This window comes from Blautia sp. aa_0143, from assembly GCF_004167315.1.
GTDB lineage: Bacteria > Bacillota > Clostridia > Lachnospirales > Lachnospiraceae > Blautia_A > Blautia_A fusiformis.
The window spans coordinates 22,283-43,284 of the sequence record NZ_RCXU01000009.1 but is presented as its reverse complement, the minus strand read 5'-3'; the positions used below and the strand labels follow the sequence as shown (position 1 = coordinate 43,284).

At 45.9% G+C, this 21,002-nt stretch carries 16 protein-coding genes; 2 read left to right on the top strand and 14 right to left on the bottom strand.

What is annotated here, in order from left to right; translation table 11 throughout:
* Window positions 1–98: 98 nt before the first annotated feature.
* The 10 genes from secA to EAI83_RS05855 form a co-directional block, all read right to left on the bottom strand.
* Window positions 99–2,678 (bottom strand): preprotein translocase subunit SecA, encoded by a 2,580-nt coding sequence (gene secA / locus EAI83_RS05900; protein WP_118368578.1) that lies wholly within the window; start codon window positions 2,676–2,678, stop codon window positions 99–101.
* Window positions 2,679–2,910: 232 nt separating this feature from the next.
* The gene (locus tag EAI83_RS05895; RefSeq protein ID WP_129974763.1) at window positions 2,911–4,710 is read right to left on the bottom strand and encodes a fibronectin type III domain-containing protein; all 1,800 of its coding nucleotides are present in this window, start codon (window positions 4,708–4,710) and stop codon (window positions 2,911–2,913) included.
* Between the two features lie 70 nt (window positions 4,711–4,780).
* Window positions 4,781–5,674 (bottom strand): hypothetical protein, encoded by an 894-nt coding sequence (locus EAI83_RS05890; RefSeq protein ID WP_129974762.1) that lies wholly within the window; start codon window positions 5,672–5,674, stop codon window positions 4,781–4,783.
* A gap of 142 nt (window positions 5,675–5,816) precedes the next feature.
* Entirely contained in the window at window positions 5,817–6,344 is a 528-nt protein-coding gene (gene hpf, locus EAI83_RS05885; protein WP_015526242.1) for a ribosome hibernation-promoting factor, HPF/YfiA family, read from the bottom strand.
* A 247-nt stretch (window positions 6,345–6,591) separates the two neighbouring features.
* On the bottom strand, window positions 6,592–7,362 hold the full coding sequence (gene hisA / locus EAI83_RS05880; protein ID WP_129974761.1) for a phosphoribosylformimino-5-aminoimidazole carboxamide ribotide isomerase: 771 nt from the start codon (window positions 7,360–7,362) through the stop codon (window positions 6,592–6,594).
* Between the two features lie 80 nt (window positions 7,363–7,442).
* Window positions 7,443–7,901, bottom strand: coding sequence for a hypothetical protein (locus tag EAI83_RS05875; RefSeq protein WP_021652687.1), 459 nt, complete (start codon window positions 7,899–7,901; stop codon window positions 7,443–7,445).
* A 179-nt stretch (window positions 7,902–8,080) separates the two neighbouring features.
* Window positions 8,081–8,836: a 4-hydroxy-tetrahydrodipicolinate reductase gene (gene dapB / locus EAI83_RS05870; RefSeq protein ID WP_015526245.1), complete on the bottom strand. Its 756-nt coding sequence runs from the start codon at window positions 8,834–8,836 to the stop codon at window positions 8,081–8,083.
* 35 nt (window positions 8,837–8,871) lie between these two features.
* A complete protein-coding gene (gene dapA / locus EAI83_RS05865; protein ID WP_129974760.1) occupies window positions 8,872–9,768 on the bottom strand; it encodes a 4-hydroxy-tetrahydrodipicolinate synthase in 897 nt (298 codons plus the stop codon).
* Between the two features lie 35 nt (window positions 9,769–9,803).
* A complete protein-coding gene (locus EAI83_RS05860) occupies window positions 9,804–10,310 on the bottom strand; it encodes a cob(I)yrinic acid a,c-diamide adenosyltransferase (protein ID WP_022427335.1) in 507 nt (168 codons plus the stop codon).
* A gap of 130 nt (window positions 10,311–10,440) precedes the next feature.
* Window positions 10,441–11,067: a single-stranded DNA-binding protein gene (locus tag EAI83_RS05855; protein WP_021652685.1), complete on the bottom strand. Its 627-nt coding sequence runs from the start codon at window positions 11,065–11,067 to the stop codon at window positions 10,441–10,443.
* A 201-nt stretch (window positions 11,068–11,268) separates the two neighbouring features.
* On the opposite strand from EAI83_RS05855, the gene typA reads away from it, so the two are divergent.
* Both typA and adhE read left to right on the top strand, forming a co-directional pair.
* Window positions 11,269–13,101: a translational GTPase TypA gene (gene typA, locus EAI83_RS05850; protein WP_059086972.1), complete on the top strand. Its 1,833-nt coding sequence runs from the start codon at window positions 11,269–11,271 to the stop codon at window positions 13,099–13,101.
* 789 nt (window positions 13,102–13,890) lie between these two features.
* Window positions 13,891–16,527, top strand: a complete 2,637-nt coding sequence (adhE, locus tag EAI83_RS05845) for a bifunctional acetaldehyde-CoA/alcohol dehydrogenase (RefSeq protein WP_022427337.1) — start codon at window positions 13,891–13,893, stop codon at window positions 16,525–16,527.
* Window positions 16,528–16,682: 155 nt separating this feature from the next.
* Here adhE and EAI83_RS05840 read toward each other — a convergent pair whose 3' ends face one another.
* The 4 genes from EAI83_RS05840 to EAI83_RS05825 form a co-directional block, all read right to left on the bottom strand.
* Complete coding sequence (locus tag EAI83_RS05840) at window positions 16,683–17,873, bottom strand: pyridoxal phosphate-dependent aminotransferase (protein WP_129974759.1); 1,191 nt, start codon at window positions 17,871–17,873, stop codon at window positions 16,683–16,685.
* Window positions 17,874–18,029: 156 nt separating this feature from the next.
* Entirely contained in the window at window positions 18,030–18,584 is a 555-nt protein-coding gene (locus EAI83_RS05835) for a phosphatase PAP2 family protein (protein ID WP_021652681.1), read from the bottom strand.
* Window positions 18,585–18,938: 354 nt separating this feature from the next.
* On the bottom strand, window positions 18,939–19,613 hold the full coding sequence (locus tag EAI83_RS05830) for a V-type ATP synthase subunit D (protein WP_022427340.1): 675 nt from the start codon (window positions 19,611–19,613) through the stop codon (window positions 18,939–18,941).
* Window positions 19,614–19,627: 14 nt separating this feature from the next.
* A complete protein-coding gene (locus tag EAI83_RS05825) occupies window positions 19,628–21,001 on the bottom strand; it encodes a V-type ATP synthase subunit B (RefSeq protein ID WP_015526254.1) in 1,374 nt (457 codons plus the stop codon).
* Window position 21,002 lies beyond the last annotated feature (1 nt).

Below are 21,002 nucleotides of genomic sequence, written 5' to 3'. Positions count from 1 at the left end.
TTACTTAATATTCGCTGCACTCTATTCCTGTGTAACAGAAATTCCAGAAAAAATAGCCCCACCGCATCATCCGGGTGAGACTATTTTTATCTTCCTTCTCAGATCCTAGCAGCCTTACGTCCGCAGCACTGTTTGTATTTCTTGCCGCTTCCGCATGGGCATGGATCATTCGGGTATACTTTATCTTCTTTTCGCTGAACCGGTTTCTTCGGGCCTGCGCTGTCATCTTTGTTTGTGCCGGTTACTTTAGCAACCTGCTCACGCTCGATCTTCTGCTCCACATGAACATGATACAGCATACGTACAGTGTCTTCCTGAATGGAGCTGATCATGCTGTTAAACATTTCGAATGCGTTCATCTTGTACTCAACAACCGGATCTCTCTGGCCGTATGCCATCAGACCGATACCCTGACGGAGCATTTCCATATCATCGATGTGATCCATCCATTTGCTGTCGATGCATTTCAGAAGGACAACTCGCTCAAGCTCACGAAGCTGCTCCGGTTCCGGGAACTCAGCCTCCTTCGCTTCATAAAGCTTCACAGCCTCTTCCTTCACAATATGCTTGATCTCATCTTTCTTATGGCCTTTTACCTTCTCCGCGGTCAGCGGGTGGATCGGGATGATCGGAGTGATCGCAGTGTTGAACTCATTAAGATCCCACTCAGAAGAATCCATGTCATCGGAAAAGCACATGTCTGTCATGCTGTCTACGATATCTGTGATCATCTTATAGATGGCATCACGCATATTCTCACCGTCAAGTACCTGGCGGCGCTCCTCATAGATGATCTCTCTCTGCTCATTGTTAACCTGGTCATAGTCGAGAAGATTTTTACGGATACCGAAGTTGTTGAACTCGATCTTCTCCTGGGCTTTCTCGATAGCATTGGAAAGCATCTTGTGCTCGATCTGCTCATTCTCCTCAACACCAAGGGATGTGAACACCTTCATCAGTCTCTCGGAACCGAACAGACGCATCAGGTCATCCTCAAGGGAAATGTAGAAACGGGATTCACCCGGATCTCCCTGTCGTCCGGAACGTCCACGGAGCTGGTTATCGATACGTCTTGACTCATGACGCTCGGTACCGATGATCTTCAGACCGCCGGCCTCTCTTGCCACATCGTCAAGCTTGATATCGGTACCACGGCCTGCCATGTTGGTCGCGATGGTAACGGCATCTGCCTGTCCTGCCTGAGCTACGATCTCAGCCTCAAGCTCATGGAACTTGGCATTCAATACATTGTGGGGGATTCCCTCTCTCTTCAGCATTCTGCTGAGAAGCTCAGAAGTCTCGATGGTGATCGTACCAACCAGTACCGGCTGATGTTTTGCGTGAGCTTCCTTAACTGCCTCTACAACGGCGTTGAATTTCTCTTTCTTTGTCATGTAAACAGCATCGTCAAGGTCTTTACGCTGTACTACACGGTTGGTCGGGATCTCTACAACGTCCATGCCGTAGATATCACGGAACTCTTTTTCTTCGGTAAGGGCTGTACCTGTCATACCGCCTTTTTTGTCATATTTGTTGAAAAAGTTCTGGAAGGTAATGGTTGCGAGAGTCTTGCTCTCTCTCTTAACCTTCACATGCTCTTTCGCCTCGATCGCCTGATGAAGACCATCGGAGTAACGACGGCCCGGCATGATACGTCCGGTAAACTCATCAACGATCAGGATCTCGTCATCTTTTACAACATAATCCTGATCCTTGTGCATCAGATTATGTGCACGAAGTGCAAGGATGATGTTGTGCTGAATCTCCAGGTTTTCCGGATCTGCCAGGTTCTCGATATTAAAGAATTTCTCAACCTTCTTGATACCCTGCTCGGTAAGGTTGACGATCTTATCTTTCTCATTTACAACGAAGTCACCGGTCTCGATAACCTCCTCACCCATGATGGCTGCCATCTTGGTCATCTCATGGCTGGCCTCACCACGCTCCAGCTGCTGTGCAAGGATATCGCACACCTCATAAAGCTTGGTGGACTTGCCGCTCTGTCCGGAAATGATCAGAGGTGTACGTGCCTCATCGATCAGGACAGAGTCGATCTCATCGATGATACAGTAGTGAAGATCTCTCTGAACAAGCTGTTCTTTATAGATGACCATGTTGTCACGAAGATAATCAAATCCAAGTTCGTTGTTTGTTACGTATGTGATGTCACATCCGTATGCCGCACGACGCTCTTCCGGCTTCATGTCGTTAAGTACCACGCCTACAGTCAGGCCAAGGAACTCGTGAACCTTACCCATCCACTCAGCATCTCGTTTTGCCAGGTAGTCGTTGACGGTTACGATGTGGACACCTTTTCCCTCAAGGGCATTCAGATATGCAGGAAGTGTGGAAACAAGAGTTTTACCTTCACCTGTTTTCATCTCGGCGATACGGCCCTGGTGAAGGATGATACCACCGATGATCTGTACACGGTAATGCTCCATTCCAAGTACACGCTTGGCTGCCTCACGTACGGTGGCAAATGCCTCCGGAAGAAGATCATCCAGTGTTGCACCTTCTGCAAGACGTTTCTTATATTCTCTTGTCTTGTCTCGTAACTGCTCATCCGTAAGCTGCTGCATCTGAGACTGATAGCTCTCGGTTTTTTCAACCAGCGGCATGATACGTTTTACCTCACGCTGGCTGCGGGTTCCAAATACTTTTGAAAAAACATTCATGTTTCTGCTCCAATCATTTTATTCGAATAAGACTGCTGTCTCTGATCTGTCCAATTTTGGATCATTCCAGTTCTCTGTTGATATCCGTTATACTGGATCACATATGGTATATATTCTACCACTTTCCTGTTATAAAAACAATGAACAATTATTTAACAAATCATGTCAGGAACAACAGAAAATATCCCGCATAGGATCCTGTTTTCGAGGATCCCGCGGGATATTACAGATCTTATTTCCTTACTTTTGCATTTTTTACACTGCTCCAGGCACCGTAATATGTCTTTCCGCTCACTTTTTTGTATGCACGGATACGAACATAATAAGTGCTTCCCTTTTTCAAACCGGAAAGTGTCCGGGTCAGTGCATTGGCGGACACTGTCCTGGACCCTCTCATGGACCTTGATGCCGCATACTGGATCTGATAGCCGGAAGCGCCAGCTGCTTTTTTCCAGCGGACAGTCAGCTTCCCGGAAGCCTTGCTGGACGGTTTGTACTGCACAGGAGCTGTCAGGCGGACGATCCGGCTGCCGTTTTTGTTATAAGCACTTAAAGCAGAGCCCTTGTATGCGCGGACTGTATAGGTATACATGGTTCCTGCTTTTACTGATCCGTCTGTATAGACCAGCGTATTGCTTCCGCTTACGGTAGCGATATTGACCCACTTGCTGCTGTTTCCGGTCCTTCGATAGATCTTATAGCCGGAAGCATTTGCAGCTTTTTTCCATTTGAATACGATGCCGGCAGGGCTGTTGGAAGTACCGGATAGCCCGGGAGTGGTAAGCTTTACCGTTGTAATGGCCGCGGAACGGAACTGGTATACGGCTGACTGTACTTCATCAGTCTTTTTCCATTCAGATTTCTGATAAACATACTTCTGGAAAAAGATATACATGTTATAAGTTGCGGCTTTGTTTATTCCTTTGGCAGATCCGATCCGCCATGTAGTATTCTTCCTGTTATCGGTTGGATTTGGTGAAGTACTCCAGTAAACCGGCACCCACTTCACATCTCCGGGACCGGGATTTGAATTTGTAGTTCCCGCACCGGTCACGGTAAAATTATAATATTTATTCGGAGTAAATTTCAGCGGAGAATCCAAACCTCTTACAAAACTATCTTTAACATCCGGTATATAAGGTGTATAGGCTGGCGTCGGCGTCACATCATATTTCGGGCGGGTTCCCCTGTAATTCAACTTTAATTTTTTCAGGTTGCTGGTTCTTCCGTCTGAACCCAATACCTTAAGATACAGATCAAATTCTTTCTCTGTATCCAGATTCTTAAGATATATCACAAAGCTTCTGTTTGCAGTAACCGCCACACGAGAGTTTCCCGTATCGACCCTCGGAACATCAGAAGTTCCGTCCTTTTTTCTCGCTACAGCTTTGTAGTAGCAGGCTCCGTTTGCATCAACTTTAAGTGTCACATTTACAGAACTGCGGCTTACCCATTTTTCTCCGGTCCATTTTACGTTTATTTTTGGCACCGGTGTTGGTGTCACTGTCAGTTCCGGATCCGCTGTCGGTGTCACTGTCGGCTCCGGATCCGTTATCGGTGTCACTGTCGGTTCCGGACCCGCTGTCGGTGGCACTGTCAGCTCCGAAGCTGACGCTGACATAGCTTCTGCGTTTTCTTCTTCCATACTGTCTCCTGCTTCTTCAGGTATCAGTTCTGTCAATAATACTTCCGGATCATCCTCACTGGAGATCTCTTCTGAAACTCCTTCCTCAGCTCCGCCGAAAGCATCCTCGCTGTTCTCCGCATTTTCCGCGTTTTCCACATCTTCCATGGTTGCATCGGAAGAGTTATCCACCATTTCCTCAGAAATATCCTCACTGTCTTCTGCAGGCTGCTCAGTCTCTCCCATAGACTCTGTAGTTTCCTCTGCGGAAAACATTTCCTGGTTGTCCGCAGCATTTTCTGTGATTTCTGCATCACCGCTGCCAAACTCTGCAGCCATACCGGTTGCCGGAAGCACCGTCACACAAAGTGCAGCACTTAAAAAAAGTGCCAGAACTTTTTTCTTCATTTACCTTCCTCCTTTTCTCCGTGAGTTACATATTTGTTATGTCAAGGAGATATTCGCACTCCACACAGTATTATTTTTCAGAAAGTGGGGCTGACTGAAACTTGTACTGTACAGACTGTATCTTATCCGTAGACTGCCATTTGGAATCCCTGCAGGTATATTTGCGGAAGAAAACATACAGATTAAAAGTTCCCTCCTGGTCGATTCCTTCCTTGGAACCGATCTTCCAGGTGCTTCGAATCCGGTTGGAATTCGGATTCGCAGATGTGCTCCAGTAAACAGGCACCCACTTAATGTCTCCGTTTTCCGGATCCTCATTATCGGTACCTGCACCGATAACCTTAAAATCGTAAAATGTATCCGGGTAGAATTCCAGAGGAGAATCCAGCCCCTCTACCGTACTGTCCTCTGCCTTTGGTTTGGATGCTTTATGTTTTTTCTCAGAATCTGTTTTTTTCGCCGGGCGGCTGTCCTGATCCAGCTCCATCCGCTTCAGATCACTTAATTTCCCATTCTCATCCTCAATCTGGATATACAGATCAACTGCCTGGCCTGTATCCAGGTCTGCAAGTGTGATCCCGAACTCTTCATCCTCACTGATCAAAACCTCATCATTCACGGTATTTCCGGTCTCAATCTGAGGCACCTGGGGATTTCCGTCTTCCCCCCGCTCTGCCCATTTATAATAGCAGACGCCGTTAACGGCTGACGTAAGCGTTATCTCTGCCTGGGAATAGCTGTCCCATTTAAATCCTGTCCATTGTATTTCTGACTTTTGGGAATCCTTTGTATTGTTTTCTCCGGAACTCAGTTCCAGGTCCTCCACAGTCTGTTCTTTTATGGTGTCACCACTGTTAAATTCCGCTGCCATACAGGTAGCCGGTATCATGGTCATACCAAGAGCTACACTTAAGATCACCACAGGAAGCTTCTTTTTCCTTTCTCCTTTCGCATATGTCTTCATTATATAATTCTCCCCTATTGCTTGCAACAGAAAAGAAGCCTGATTTTGCTGTGACATAAAAGGCTCCGGAAACCTGCCGATTTCTCACACAGATTCCCGGAGCCTTCCATTCAATATTCAGTTGTGATAATAAAATTCCCTATCAGAACTCTGGTTCGATCAGTCCGTAAGTATTTCCTTTACGTTTATAAACTACGTTAACCTGCTCTGTCTCAGCATTAAAGAATACAAAGAAATTATGTCCGAGAAGCTCCATCTGTACGCATGCATCTTCCGGATACATTGGTTTGATCCCGAATTTCTTGGTACGGATGATCTTAACTTCCTCATCCTCTTCATAATCCTTATCAAGGTATGCCTTCTGGAAGTTTGTGGATTCCTGCTGCTTGTCAACGATCTTGTTCTTGTATTTACGAAGCTGACGCTCAATTACCTCTTCAACCAGATCGATGGATACATACATATCATTGCTTACCTGCTCGGAACGGATAATGTTACCTTTCACAGGGATCGTTACCTCGATCTTCTGGCGATCCTTCTCAACGCTTAAGGTTACTGAAATCTCAGTTTCAGGAGTGAAATACCTTTCAAGTTTACCAAGCTTGTCCTCAACAGCTGTTTTAAGTCCTTCGGTTACTGCTATATTCTTTCCACTAATAATAAATTTCATGACTTCCATCCCCTTTGCTGTTTTATGTTGCTATTATAACATATTAAATTGAATTTTAACATCACTTTTCAAAAATTTCATAAATTTTTTCCAAATTTATTCGATATATTCCTTCAAAATGTTTTTTTTGTCGTGAATGCGCAACTATTAGAGTATTTCATCTAATTAATTCATTACAAATGTATATCTGCACACCAGTGCCAGAAGATTGATGGGACAAAAGCATCTGCTTCACTATTTGTATATACTATTTCATTTTAGCCAGAGCTTCAAAGGGTATACTTCCGCCAAAAATATCCAAAGCACTGCCAACAGTCACATCCAGTCTGCCCTGACCTGCTTTTCGAAGCTCTTCAATATCTGCCATAGAACCCACACCGCCTGCATAGGTCACCGGATGGGCTGTATACTGTCCCAGAAGCTTTGCAAGCTCTATTTCCACACCTCGGGCCTTTCCTTCCACATCCACTGCATGGACCAGAAATTCGTCGCAGAAGCTTCCAAGCCTTTCCATCAGCTCCGGTGTCACGATCTCTTCTGTAAATTTCTGCCATCGGTCTGTGACAATATAATATTTGCCATCTTTTTTGCGGCAGCTCAGGTCAAGTACAAGATGTTCTTTCCCTGCAGCATCACGGATCTTCTCCAGATTTTCCCAGGAGATCACTCCGTTTTTAAACACATAGGAGGTTACGATCACGTGGCTGGCGCCAGCCTCCAGATATTCTGCCGCATTCTCCGGGCAGATGCCGCCTCCGATCTGAAGCCCTCCGGGATATTTTCCCAGAGCCTGAAGTGCCTGGGCTTTCGTTGCTTCATAGTTCGGGGAATCCTTTCCGTTCAGAAGGATCACATGACCGCCCTTTAATCCTGCCTTCTTATAAAGCTCTGCATAGAATGCCGCATCCTGCTCTGACACAAAATTTTCTGCCGCCTGATCCCCCTGATCCTTCAGGCTTCCTCCTACGATCTGTTTTACCTTTCCGTTATGTATATCAATGCATGGTCTGAATTTCATAATCCTGTCCTCCATTTTCTTTCCATGCACTGATAATAGCATCTGAAACAGTTTTATGCAATGCTGTGGTAAAATATCTGTTATCTTCCTTCTACCGCATTTCCCACTGCGTTTCCGATATCATCCACTGCATTACCTACACCGTCGCCAAGGTCCTTTACACTGTCACCCAGCTCACCGGATACAGTTCCGTCATTTTCGTTTCTATCAGCATCCGCAGCTCCGGGTGCTGCTGTCCCGTTATTTCCATTTCCTGCAGGCGTCACGGTAATATTTCCATCGGACATCTCATTGTTATCCGTGCCGGAATCCTTAATGCTCTCTCCATTGTCCTTCACACCGTCATTGTCTGCTTTTTCTTCCATAGTTTCATCTTCTGCGGCAGTATTTTCGTTTGTATCTTTTTCCTTATCCTTCGTGTTTTTATCTTTTTCATCCACTGTTTCATCCGCATTGTTTACCTCTGTGCCGCAGGCTGTAAATGTACACAGAGACAGGGTAAGCAAAGTACCAAAAAGAATCGCCTTCCATTTTTTCATATGATCTTCTCCTTTTTCTAAAAAATTCTGTATTCCTAATATGGCACTTTTTCCGCTATCCTATTCTGGGAAAAATTTCAAAAACCGCAATTTCATCAAAAAAAGACGGGGTCCGATCTTACACGAACCCCGTCTGTATTACCTGTAATTTTATTCTGTTGCGGCTCAATCTGTCAGAATCAGCCGATCACGTCACTCATATCATAACGTCCTGCCGGTTTGCCTGCAAGGAATTTGGCTGCTTCTACAGCACCTTTTCCAAAAATAGCCTTGGAATATGCAGTATGCTTGAACTCGATCACTTCGTCCTGACCTGCAAAAATTATCTCATGCTCACCTACGATAGTTCCGCCGCGAACTGCGGAGATACCGATCTCCTTATCATCGCGTTTTTCACGTTTCTGGCTGCGGTCATATACATAATGATACTGATTATCCATAGCTTCATTAATGCTGTCTGCCAGCGCAAGTGCAGTACCACTTGGTGCGTCTAATTTCAGGCGGTGATGCTTCTCTACGATCTCCATATCAAAGCCTGCAGCTGCAAGAACCTTAGCTGCGTCCTGAACCAGCTTCAGAAGTGTGTTGATACCAAGAGACATGTTTGCGGATTTCAGCACTGCTACCTTTCGGGATGTTTCTTCCACTTTTGCAAGCTGCTCCTGGCTTAAACCGGTACTGCACAGAACAACCGGGATCTGGCGTGCCGCGCTGTACTCAAGAAGCTTGTCTGTTGCCTTTGCGGAAGAAAAATCAATGATCGCATCTGCCTCTACCTGACATGCGTCAATATCGGTAAATACCGGATAGCTGTTTTTTCCCTGATCTGCAATATCAATACCTGCTACGATCTCAGCATCCGGATCTTTCTCCACAATGCCGCTGATGACCTGGCCCATATGTCCGTTGCAGCCGTGCATGATGATTTTTACCATAGTATATTCTCCTTTACCTTTCGCTTACAGTCAGATCATTTAGCAAGCTTAAGGCCGAATTTCTCGATCTCTTTTGTAAGAGCTGCCTTTGTGTCCTCTTCCATCTCGCAGAGCGGCATACGAAGCGGCCCTACGTTCATTCCCATAAGGTTCATAGCTGTCTTAACAGGAATCGGGTTTACTTCGCTGAACAGCGCATTGATCAGCGGAAGAGCTTTCAGCTGATCCTCTGTTGCTCCCTTGGTGTCGCCGTCGAAATATTTCATGACCATGTCATGTGTAAACTTCGGTGCAACGTTGGAAAGTACGGAGATAACTCCAAGTCCGCCAAGAGAAAGAATCGGAAGTACCTGATCATCATTTCCGGAGTAAAGCTCAAGCTGTCCGTCTGCAAGAGACATCATCTTGGCGATCTGGGAAAGATCTCCTGTTGCCTCCTTGATTCCGACAATGTTCTTTACATTCTTTGCAAGGTAAGCTGCTGTAGCCGGCTGGATGTTGCAACCTGTACGGCTCGGTACGTTGTACATGATGAGCGGAGTTTCCGGAACTGCATTGGCAATTGCTGTGTAGTGAGCGATAAGACCCTTCTGTGTAGCCTTGTTATAGTAAGGTGTTACAATAAGAAGAGCGTCTGCGCCATAGGAAGCTGCTTCCTTGGACATCATGATCGCTGTCTCTGTACAATTGGAACCTGTTCCTGCGATAACAGGCACACGTTTGTTAACTTTATCAATTGTGAACTTAATTGTCTGAAGATGCTCTCCGTGTGTCAGAGTAGAAGATTCTCCTGTTGTTCCACAGATAACGATGGCGTCTGTGCTGTTCGCGATCTGATCCTCAAGGATTTCCTCAAGTTTCTCAAAATTCACCTTACCGTCTTCATGCATAGGTGTTACGATTGCAACGCCTGTTCCTTTAAAAATTGCCATTTGTCTTCCTCCTTCTTTCTTCTGTGAAATATTGCTTATTCCCGTTCCTGGTCAGTCAGCTCTGTTGTTATCGTGGTAATACTATCCACATAGGGCTTCAAAGCATCCGGAAGCCAGCGTCCGGTCATAATTATATGCATACTTTCATCCTTCTGCTTAAGCATATCGATGATCGTCTCAACTGGAGCGATTCCTTTATCCATAAGCCCGAGGATCTCATCCAGCAGCAGAAAATCACACTCTCTGGTAGCAATTACCTTCCGTGCGAAATTAAGGCCATTGAGAATATTGGTTCTCTCTTCTGCCTTTTCCTGCTCACTTAGGTCATTATAGCAGGTGTCCATTTTTTCGAAACGGAAAATCTTGAAATCAAAATTATCCAGTTCCTCAAGGAAATCCAGTTCTCTGCGTTCCCTGCCCTTGAGGAACTGTATGATGATCACACTTTTTCCCTGTGTAGCAAAGCGCAGCCCCTGGCCTACAGCCAGAGTTGTCTTTCCTTTCCCGTTCCCGCAATAAACCTCTGTTATTTCTCTTTCCATGATTTTTCCTCTTACTGTTAGTGAAACCGGTAATTCCCCATTTTCTGATTTTTTTTATATTACCGCAGATTGGCTGGAAATGCAAGTGTTACCTTAATGTTCTCACCACTATTCCAAAATATATTCAATGTTACTCAACATATTCCAATTTACTCACCGAAACTTCATAGGCAATCCTTTTTTCTGTTTCGTTTTCACTAATCCGTTTCATGTACTCCCTGCTCTGGATCCTGCCCCAGATCAGTACATGCCCGCCTACTTCAAAAGCAGAAGCATATCTGGCATTTCTTCCCCAGCATATACATGGTATGTAATCGGATTTTCCGTAAGGTCGATTGACTGCCATCAGAAGATCTGCGATCTCTCTTCCCAACGGTGTTTTTCTGTATACAGGCGGTTTACAGATATATCCGTCCAGAAAGATCTGATTGACCGGCACAGTTTCTTCGTCCTCCCCCACAAACTTCACTTCCCGGGCAAAGACTGAAAGCACAAGCCGGTTTCTCTTTTCTTCATGACGGTTATAGGATCGGAACTGTCCGTGGATCTCGATATATTCTCCCACATAATCCTGTGTGATATCGATCAGCCGCTCAGACACCATCACCGGGATCCTGTCCTCCGAATCGCTGAGACGTTTTACCAGGATATCCATCATGTAAAATCCTTCTCCAAAGACCTGATGGCTGAAAGTAAACCCCGTAGCGATCCGTCCCATAACGGATACCTGATTGTTTTCAATAATTTTATCTGCCATAATAAGTAGCTCTCCTTCCTCTTCGTGTATTTCGTCTATATCAATCTATGTGTATTTACGGTATAATATGCCTGAAAAATGAAAAACCAAAAATATTTTTTTATGTCTTGTAATCTCACAAAAATGTGATAGACTATAAATTTGGACATCATTTTTAACAAAAAAGATTACTTATATATGGAAAGAAAGGATTTGGATTATATGAAGACCAAGCGTGAAGATGTTCGTAACGTGGCCATTATCGCCCATGTCGATCACGGTAAAACAACACTTGTTGACGAGCTTTTGAAACAGAGCGGTGTTTTCCGTGAGAACCAGGAAGTCCAGGAACGTGTCATGGACTCCAACGATATTGAGCGTGAGCGCGGCATTACGATTCTCTCCAAAAACACCGCAGTTCATTATAAGGATGTAAAAATCAATATCATCGATACTCCAGGTCATGCGGACTTCGGCGGCGAGGTAGAGCGTGTGCTGAAGATGGTAGACGGCGTTATTCTTCTTGTGGACGCCTTCGAGGGTGCCATGCCTCAGACTAAATTTGTACTTCGTAAAGCTCTCGAACTGAACCTGCATGTTATTGTCTGCATCAATAAGATCGACCGTCCGGAAGCACGTCCGGAGGAGGTTGTCGACGAGGTTCTGGAGCTTCTCATGGATCTGGACGCATCTGACGAACAGCTGGACTGCCCGTTCCTGTATGCCTCCGCAAAGGCCGGCTACGCAGTTCGTAACCTCGATGATAAGCCTGAGAATATGGCTCCTCTTTTTGAGACTATCCTTGATGCGATTCCTGCTCCGGAGGGAGATCCGGACGGAGATACACAGGTTCTTATCAGCACCATCGACTACAATGAGTATGTAGGCCGTATCGGTGTCGGTAAGGTTGAGCGCGGAACCATTTCCGTGAACCAGGAGCTGATGCTTCTGAACCATCATGACCCTGACAAACACGAGCGTGTAAAGATCAGCAAACTCTACGAATTTGACGGACTGAACAAAGTTGAAGTTAAAAGCGCTACCATCGGAGCTATTGTTGCAATCTCCGGTATCGCGGATATCCACATTGGAGATACCCTCTGTGCAGGAGACAACCCGGAGTCCATTCCGTTCCAGAAGATTTCCGAGCCAACAATCTCCATGAACTTCCTTGTAAACGACAGTCCTCTTGCAGGACAGGAAGGTAAATACATCACTTCCCGTCACCTTCGTGACCGTCTCTACCGTGAGCTGAACACAGACGTCAGCCTTCGTGTAGAAGACACCGATACAACCGAGTGCTTCAAGGTTTCCGGCCGTGGTGAGCTTCACCTCTCCGTTCTTATTGAGAACATGCGCCGTGAGGGATACGAGTTTGCAGTCAGCAAACCGGAGGTTCTCTATCACACAGACGAGCGTGGACGTAAACTGGAGCCGATCGAAATCGCATACGTTGACGTTCCGGAAGAATTTTCCGGTACTATCATCCAGAAACTCAGCGAGCGTAAAGGTGAGCTTCAGGGTATGAGCACAGCAAGCGACGGAACTGTACGTCTCGAGTTCTCCATCCCCTCCCGTGGACTGATCGGATTCCGTAACGAATTCCTTACCTCCACCAAGGGTACCGGTATCCTGAATACCATGTTTGACGGATATGCACCATACAAGGGAGACTTCCCGTACCGTAAACAGGGTTCCCTCATCGCATTCGAGGCAGGCGAAACTGTTACCTACGGTCTTTTCTCTGCTCAGGAGCGTGGTACTCTCTTTGTCGGACCTGGCGAGAAGGTTTACAGCGGTATGGTCATCGGACAGAACGGAAAGGCCGAGGATATCGAACTGAATGTCTGCAAGACCAAGCACCTTACCAATACTCGTTCCTCTTCCGCTGACGATGCACTGAAGCTTGTTCCGCCAAAGATCTTAAGTCTTGAGCAGGCCATTGAATTCATCGACCAGGATGAGCTTCTTGAGGTAACACCGACAAGCCTTCGTATCCGTAAACGTATTCTGGACTCCAGAGACAGAAAACGTGCCGCATTCCGCAAGAGCTGATCGAACCTGGCTATCATTTACTGTTGAGCAGAAACCTTTTACAGTAATTCGGCGCAAAGCCGCATAGTGAATGCGGATGCTTTTATCCGCCTGACCTATATTTATATAAACTGCCATATGGGAAGCATTTCCTGTATGGCAGTTTTTTTTCTGCATTTCTGAAAAAAATCACGATAATTTCCGCCTAATTATTCTGAAATTTTAAATAATTTCAAGTTTTTTGATTTCTTATGTTATCACGCTTTACTTTGCTACAATATTTTTGTGAATTTTTTATCAAAATTACTCCGTATTTTTGTGAATTATTCATCGAATTCTCTATTGACGTCTGAAATCAGTTAAATTATAATGTGCGCATGATCATTTGACAAAAGTTTAACGTTAATGTTTTAACCACATGTTGCGTTTTATCTTTTGCCCCCATTCATATGTGTGCATGTTTTTTGTCAGTGCTGACAATTTTTTAACATGTTTTTTTGTGCACAGTGCTGAATTTCAAAAATTTTTTTTAAGATTTTTCCAATAATTCAGCGTTCTGTAAAGTAAAATTTACAGTATTTTCCCCGAATTTTCTGTTCGTCATTTTGTACATAGCGACAAAATTCAGAATTTGCGTTTTTTTCAGAATTTTGATACTATATTAGTATCGAAACTGAAAATTCAATCAGATTGAATCAACAACGAAACGCAGCGCGGGGACTTACAAAAACTCTGCAGCATCTGCCGGCGAAAAAAGGATAAGCCCGCAGGACCACAGACCATTATCATATGAAAACAGGAGGATTCCACATGGCAAAGAAAGAAACTATCCCTACCATCATCGACACTCCAGAAGCCCTGACCGCGAAAATGGCTGCAATGAAAGAGGCTCAGAAGATCTTTGCTACCTACACACAGGAGCAGGTCGACAAGATCTTTAAGGCAGCTGCTACTGCTGCTGACAAGATGCGTATCCCACTTGCCAAAATGGCTGTTGAGGAAACAGGCATGGGTATCATGGAAGACAAGGTTATCAAGAACCATTACGCAGCAGAGTATGTTTACAATGCATATAAGAACACTCAGACATGTGGTGTTGTAGAAGAAGACAAGGCATACGGACTCAAGAAGATCCTGGAACCTGTAGGACTGATCGCTGCAGTTATCCCTACAACCAACCCGACCTCCACAGCAATCTATAAATCTCTTATTTCCCTGAAAACCCGTAATGCGATCATCATCAGCCCGCATCCGCGTGCTAAGAAATCCACTATTGAAGCTGCAAAAGTTGTTCTGGAAGCAGCTGTTGCCGCAGGTGCGCCGGAAGGAATCATCGGATGGATCGATATCCCAAGCCTTGACCTTACCAACATGGTAATGCAGAACGCAGATATCATCCTTGCCACCGGTGGTCCCGGAATGGTCAAAGCAGCTTACTCCTCCGGTAAACCGGCTGTTGGTGTAGGACCCGGAAATACACCTGCCATTATTGATGACAGCGCAGATATCCGTCTTGCAGTTAACTCCATCATCCACTCCAAGACCTTTGACAATGGTATGATCTGTGCTTCCGAGCAGTCCGTAACTGTTCTGGAGAGCATTTATAAAGAAGTGAAGGAAGAGTTCCTTTACAGAGGATGCTACTTCCTTAAAAAAGACGAGATCGAGAAAGTCAGAAAGACCATCCTTATCAACGGTGCACTGAATGCCAAGATCGTAGGACAGAAGGCTGCTACTATCGCTGAAATGGCAGGCGTTACTGTACCGGCTGAGACCAAGATCCTGATCGGTGAGGTTGAGTCCGTTGATATCAGCGAAGAATTCGCACACGAGAAGCTTTCCCCTGTACTTGCCATGTACAAGGCCAAAAATTTTGACGATGCTGTTGCAAAGGCTGCGCAGCTCGTTGCAGATGGCGGCTATGGTCATACCTCTTCCCTCTACATCAACGTAAATGAAACAGAGAAGATGGATAAATTCGAAGCAACTATGAAAACCTGCCGTATCCTTATCAATACACCTTCTTCCCAGGGTGGTATCGGTGACCTTTATAACTTCAAGCTTGCTCCATCCCTTACTCTTGGCTGCGGTTCCTGGGGCGGTAACTCCGTATCCGAGAACGTTGGTGTCAAACACCTTCTCAATACCAAGACTGTTGCTGAAAGGAGAGAGAATATGCTCTGGATGAGAACACCGGAAAAGGTTTACTTTAAGAAGGGCTGTATGCCGGTTGCTCTTGATGAGCTCGGTACTGTTATGGGCAAGAAACGCTGCTTCATCGTAACAGACTCCTTCCTCTACAAGAATGGCTACACCAAACCGATCGAAGATAAACTGGATCAGATGGGCATCGTTCATACATGCTTCTCTGATGTAGCTCCTGACCCGTCTCTCGCTTCCGCCAAAGCCGGTGCCAAGGCTATGACAGCCTTTGAGCCAGACTGCATCATCGCTCTTGGCGGCGGTTCCGCAATGGATGCCGGCAAGGTTATGTGGATGCTTTATGAGAATCCGGACGCTGACTTCTCCGATATGTCCATGGACTTCCTGGATATCCGTAAGAGAGTTTATACCTTCCCGAAGATGGGTAAAAAAGCTTACTTCGTAGCGATCCCGACCTCTTCCGGTACAGGCTCCGAGGTTACTCCTTTCGCCATCATCACAGATCAGGATACCGGCGTTAAATGGCCACTGGCTGATTACGAGCTTCTCCCGGATATGGCGATCGTAGATACCAATAACATGATGAGCGCACCGAAGGGACTTACCCGTGCTTCCGGTATCGATGTTATGACACATGCCATTGAGGCTTATGTTTCCATGATGGCTTCCGATTACACCGATGGTCTTGCACTGAAAGCGATCAAGCTTGTATTTGAGTATCTGCCGCGTGCATATAAAGATGGCAATGACGTAGAGGCCAGAGATCACATGGCTAACGCTTCCTGCATGGCAGGTCTTGCATTCGCCAATGCATTCCTCGGCGTTAACCACTCTCTCGCTCACAAGCTCGGTGCTTTCCACCACCTGCCACACGGTATCGCAAACGCAGTTGTTCTTCTGGATGTTATGCGTTACAACAGTGCTGAGGTTCCGACTAAGATGGGTACTTTCCCACAGTATCAGTATCCGAAGACACTTGCACGCTACGCTGAGATCGGACGTTCTGTAGGTCTTACAGGCAAGAACGATGCAGAAGTATTCGAAAAACTTCTTGCTAAACTGGATGAGCTTATGAGAACTATCGAGATCCTGCCGACGATCCGTGATTACGGCGTAGATGAGAAACATTTCCTGGAAACTCTGGATGAGATGTCCGAGCAGGCCTTCAATGACCAGTGTACCGGTGCCAACCCGAGATATCCGCTTGTATCCGAGCTGAAAGATATCTATCTGAAAGCTTACTACGGAGAAATGCCAAATAAAGAAAAGAAAAAAGCCAAATAAATGTGGAACATCCTTTTAATGAAACACAGTCGGGAGTCTATTCACTCCCGACTACGTTTCATTTGCTTATTCCCTCTTGCAAAAGATCCCCGATACAGGGCTGCATGAACAGACTGTACCGGGGATCTTTTATTCAACTGCTTGGTAATGATCGTTTATTTCAAGCCATACTCTGCTGCAAGTTTTTTAAATTCAGGAAGAGAATTCACAATTGTCTCATAGGATACACAATATGCAAGTCTCACATAACCGGGGCATGCGAAGGAGCTTCCCGGTACCATAAGGATGTTATATTTCTTACCGGCTTCACAGAAGGCTTTTTCGTCTTCAACCGGAGATTTTACAAAGAGATAGAAGGCACCCTGTGGTTTGATGCACTCAAATCCGCATTCTTTCAGGCCATTATAAAGTGCCTGACGATTTTTATCATAAGCTGCAAGATCCGTCTTGGCGTCTACACATTTTGCAACTACCTTCTGGATCAGGGACGGTGCATTTACACAGCCAAGTGTACGGTTTGCAATGGTTGCTGCAGAGATCAGCTCTTCGCTTCCGTCTGCCTCATCAGGGATCACCAGATATCCGATACGTTCACCCGGAAGGGAAAGAGATTTGCTGTAGGAATAGCCCACAACAGTATTGTTATAATATTTCGTCAGGTATGGGACCTCCACGCCATCATAAGCCAGCTCACGGTATGGCTCATCGGAGATCAGGTAGATCACACTTCCGAACTCTTTCTGTTTTGCTTCCAGGATTGCGGAAAGCTTCTTGATCGTTTCTTCTGAATATACAACTCCGGTAGGATTGTGTGGGGTGTTTACGATAACCGCTCTTGTCTTCGGTGTGATCTTCTGCTCAAACTCAGCGAGATTTGGCTGGAAAGTTGTGGTATCTGGAGAGATTTCCACAAGGACACCATCATAATTGCGGACATATGCACCGTATTCCAGAAAATATGGTGCAAAAACGATCACCTCTTCTCCAGGATTCAGGATTGTTTTCAGGATCACATTCAGTCCGCTTGCAGCACCGACGGTCATGATCAGATTCTTTGCGGAAAATTTCGTATCGAAACGTCTGTTGAGGGATTCTGCGATGGTCTGGCGTACATCCTCAAAGCCTGCGTTGCTCATATATCCGTGAAGAACTGTCGGATCCGCAGTGTTTACAAGCTCGATAATTGCTTCGCGGACGCTGTCCGGTGCCGGTACACTTGGATTTCCGAGACTGAAATCAAAAACCTTGTCTGCGCCGTATTTCGCACGGAGGCGGTTTCCTTCCTCAAACATCATACGGATGGCGGAATTATTTTTTACGTAGGGTTTCATTTTTTCTGATATCATTTTGTGCTCTCTCCTTTTATCCGATTTTACAGGGTTTCATATCCTTATTTCTACCATAGCCAGAATCTGTTGTACTGTCTACAATTTTACCCCGTCTTGCTTCAGCGTGTCAATACTTTGTCCAGGTAAAGTGCTTCATATTTCCTATGGACAATGCTAGTGTACCTGTTTGTCTTCCGGTTTCGTTCGCACGATCCATACTGACAACGTGCTTCCCACCAGCGCGATCACGAATCCGGCCAGAACATCTGTCGGATAATGGACACCAAGATACAGTCTGGAAAATGCCACCAGTGCTGCCAGGACTACTGCCGGGATTCCGAATTTCTTCGGAAGCATCCGGAGCATTACCAGAGCAACGGCAAAGGATGCTGTGGTGTGACCTGACGGAAAAGAGAAATCCTTCGGTTTGGTGATCATAGGGATGAGAGCTTCGATTTCCGCAAAAGGCCTTGGTCTTGCCACTATATTTTTGAGAAGCAGGTTGGTAACGATCGCCCCGAAGATCAGGGACAAGGCTGCCGCATAGCCTGTTTTTCTTGTCTTTGGAACAGCAAGAAGAACAACTGCACAGAGGATCCAGAACCATCCTCCGTTTCCCAGAAATGTAACAGATTTCATAAATGGTGTCAGCATATCCGTTCTTAAATATCGCTGGATCAGGAGAAGGATTTCTCCGTCCAGCTGTTGTATTGACTGTAAAATATTCATATACCTCTTACTGATCAGACGCTACCGCAATCTGCTTTGCCAGCTGTTCATAGCCATGCAGCTGCCCGGCAGTTTACCTGGTCAGATCAGCTTTCTCCTCTTTCTTTATTTTTCATTTCTTTATTTTTCAGCAGACAGAGCAGCTTTCTTTTATATTTCTGCATCTGCAGCTGTCTGATTTACTTATTATCTATTATACTGTATTTTTCTTGATTTTCTGATAACAAAAGCTAAATATTTTATAAATAAAACGCCCCTGCACTGCCGAAATTTCACACAGTACAGGGACATCTCCTTTCCGTTACTTAAAACTTTCTATATAAACTTTTCTTTTTCTTTCAGGATGGCTGCGCTTTACGCTCCGCGCTCTGCCTCCCGCTCCTTATAATGATGTGCCTCCTCCAGCATCATATCTTTCACCTTCATCAGTCGGATCTGAGTACTTCTCTCGTTCTCATCCAGCTTCATGGTGATGTATTTAATGTTTGCCCGGGCTTCCGGTATGATGACATGCTCCAGAGCATTTACACGACGCCTTGTTTTTTCGATCTCGGAAGCCATAAGCTGACAGGCCTTTTCCACTTCTGCCAGACGAAGCATATCCGGCAGGATGTCTGCCAGGGATTTTACCGCTCCGTCCAGATCACTGGATGTAAAAGCAAAGCCATAGGAATAAATATCGTTGGCATCCGGTGTTCTTGTTTTGTATTCAAAAACAGGAATATCCACACTCATGACATTCTTTTTTCCGGTTTCCAGATAAACTTCCTGCTTGGGAGCCATCAGTGCCGTATTCAGCGTCTCCTCCGACATTCCAGCTTTTGCAATGACAAAATTGGTGTTGGCGCTTCGGATACCGGCTTCTACTTTTTTTCGCAGCTCCATATTCTCCCGTACCAGATCCAGGAACTGTCTCATCAGCTCGTCCCGCTTATCCTTCAGAAGCTTATGGCCACGTACTGCAGTCACCAGCTTCTTTTTCTGCTTCGTAAGCTCCATACGGGTAGGATTCACCTGTGTTGATGCCACAAATCATCCCCCCTTTATACTTTTCCGTAATACTGATCAAGGAATTTGTCATCGATACGTTTCAGCTCGCTTCTCGGAAGAATGGAAAGCAGCTTCCAGCCGATGGCCAGTGTTTCCTCAATATCACGGTTAGCCTGATAGCCCTGGGAAACATATTCCTTCTCGAAAGCATCCGCAAATTTTGCATAGATCAGGTCAATGTCAGAGAGAGCTGCCTCACCAAGAATAGTCATCAGCTCTTTGGCCTCTTTACCACGAGCATATGCGGCAAACAGCTGGTTCATGGTGTTGGCATGGTCTGCTCTTGTCTTACCTTCACCGATACCCTTATCCTTCAGTCGTGACAGAGACGGAAGAACATCGATGGGCGGTGTGATTCCCTTACGGTAAAGCTCACGGCTCAGGATGATCTGTCCCTCTGTGATGTAACCGGTAAGGTCCGGGATCGGATGGGTCTTATCATCCTCAGGCATAGTCAAGATCGGAACCATGGTGATACTTCCTGATTTTCCTTTCTGACGGCCTGCACGCTCATAAAGAGAAGCAAGATCTGTGTACATATATCCGGGATATCCACGACGTCCCGGAACCTCCTTACGAGCCGCGGAAACCTCACGGAGAGCATCCGCATAGTTTGTGATATCCGTAAGGATTACAAGAACGTGCATGTCTTTTTCGAAGGCAAGATATTCTGCTGCTGTCAGTGCCATTCGCGGAGTAGCAATACGCTCAACAGCCGGGTCATTTGCCAGGTTCACAAACAGAACAGTACGATCTATCGCTCCGGTTTCCTTAAAGCTCTCTACAAAGAAGTTTGACTCCTCGAAAGTGATACCCATGGCTGCAAATACAACGGCAAACTGCTCATCTTTTCCGCGAACCTTCGCCTGTCTTGCGATCTGTGCCGCAAGCTGTGCATGGGGAAGACCGGATGCGGAGAAGATCGGAAGCTTCTGTCCGCGTACCAGGGTGTTCAGGCCGTCAATCGCAGATACACCCGTCTGGATAAACTCCTCCGGATAGCTTCTGGCCGCCGGATTCATGGGAAGTCCGTTGATATCTCTTCTTTCCTCCGGAAGGATCTCCGGGCCGTCATCAATGGGACGTCCCAGTCCGTCAAAAACACGACCCAGCATATCGCCGGATACACCAAGCTCCATGCTCCGTCCCAGGAAACGTACCTTGCTGTTGGAAAGATTGATACCTGTAGAGCTCTCAAACAGCTGCACCAGAGCATTGCTTCCGTCGATCTCCAGAACACGGCATCTTCTTGTTTCGCCATCGGCAAGCTCGATCTCACCAAGCTCGTCAAATGCTACATCTTCAACGCCCCGTACCAGCATCAAAGGGCCGGCAACTTCCTGTATGGTCCTATATTCTTTTGGCATT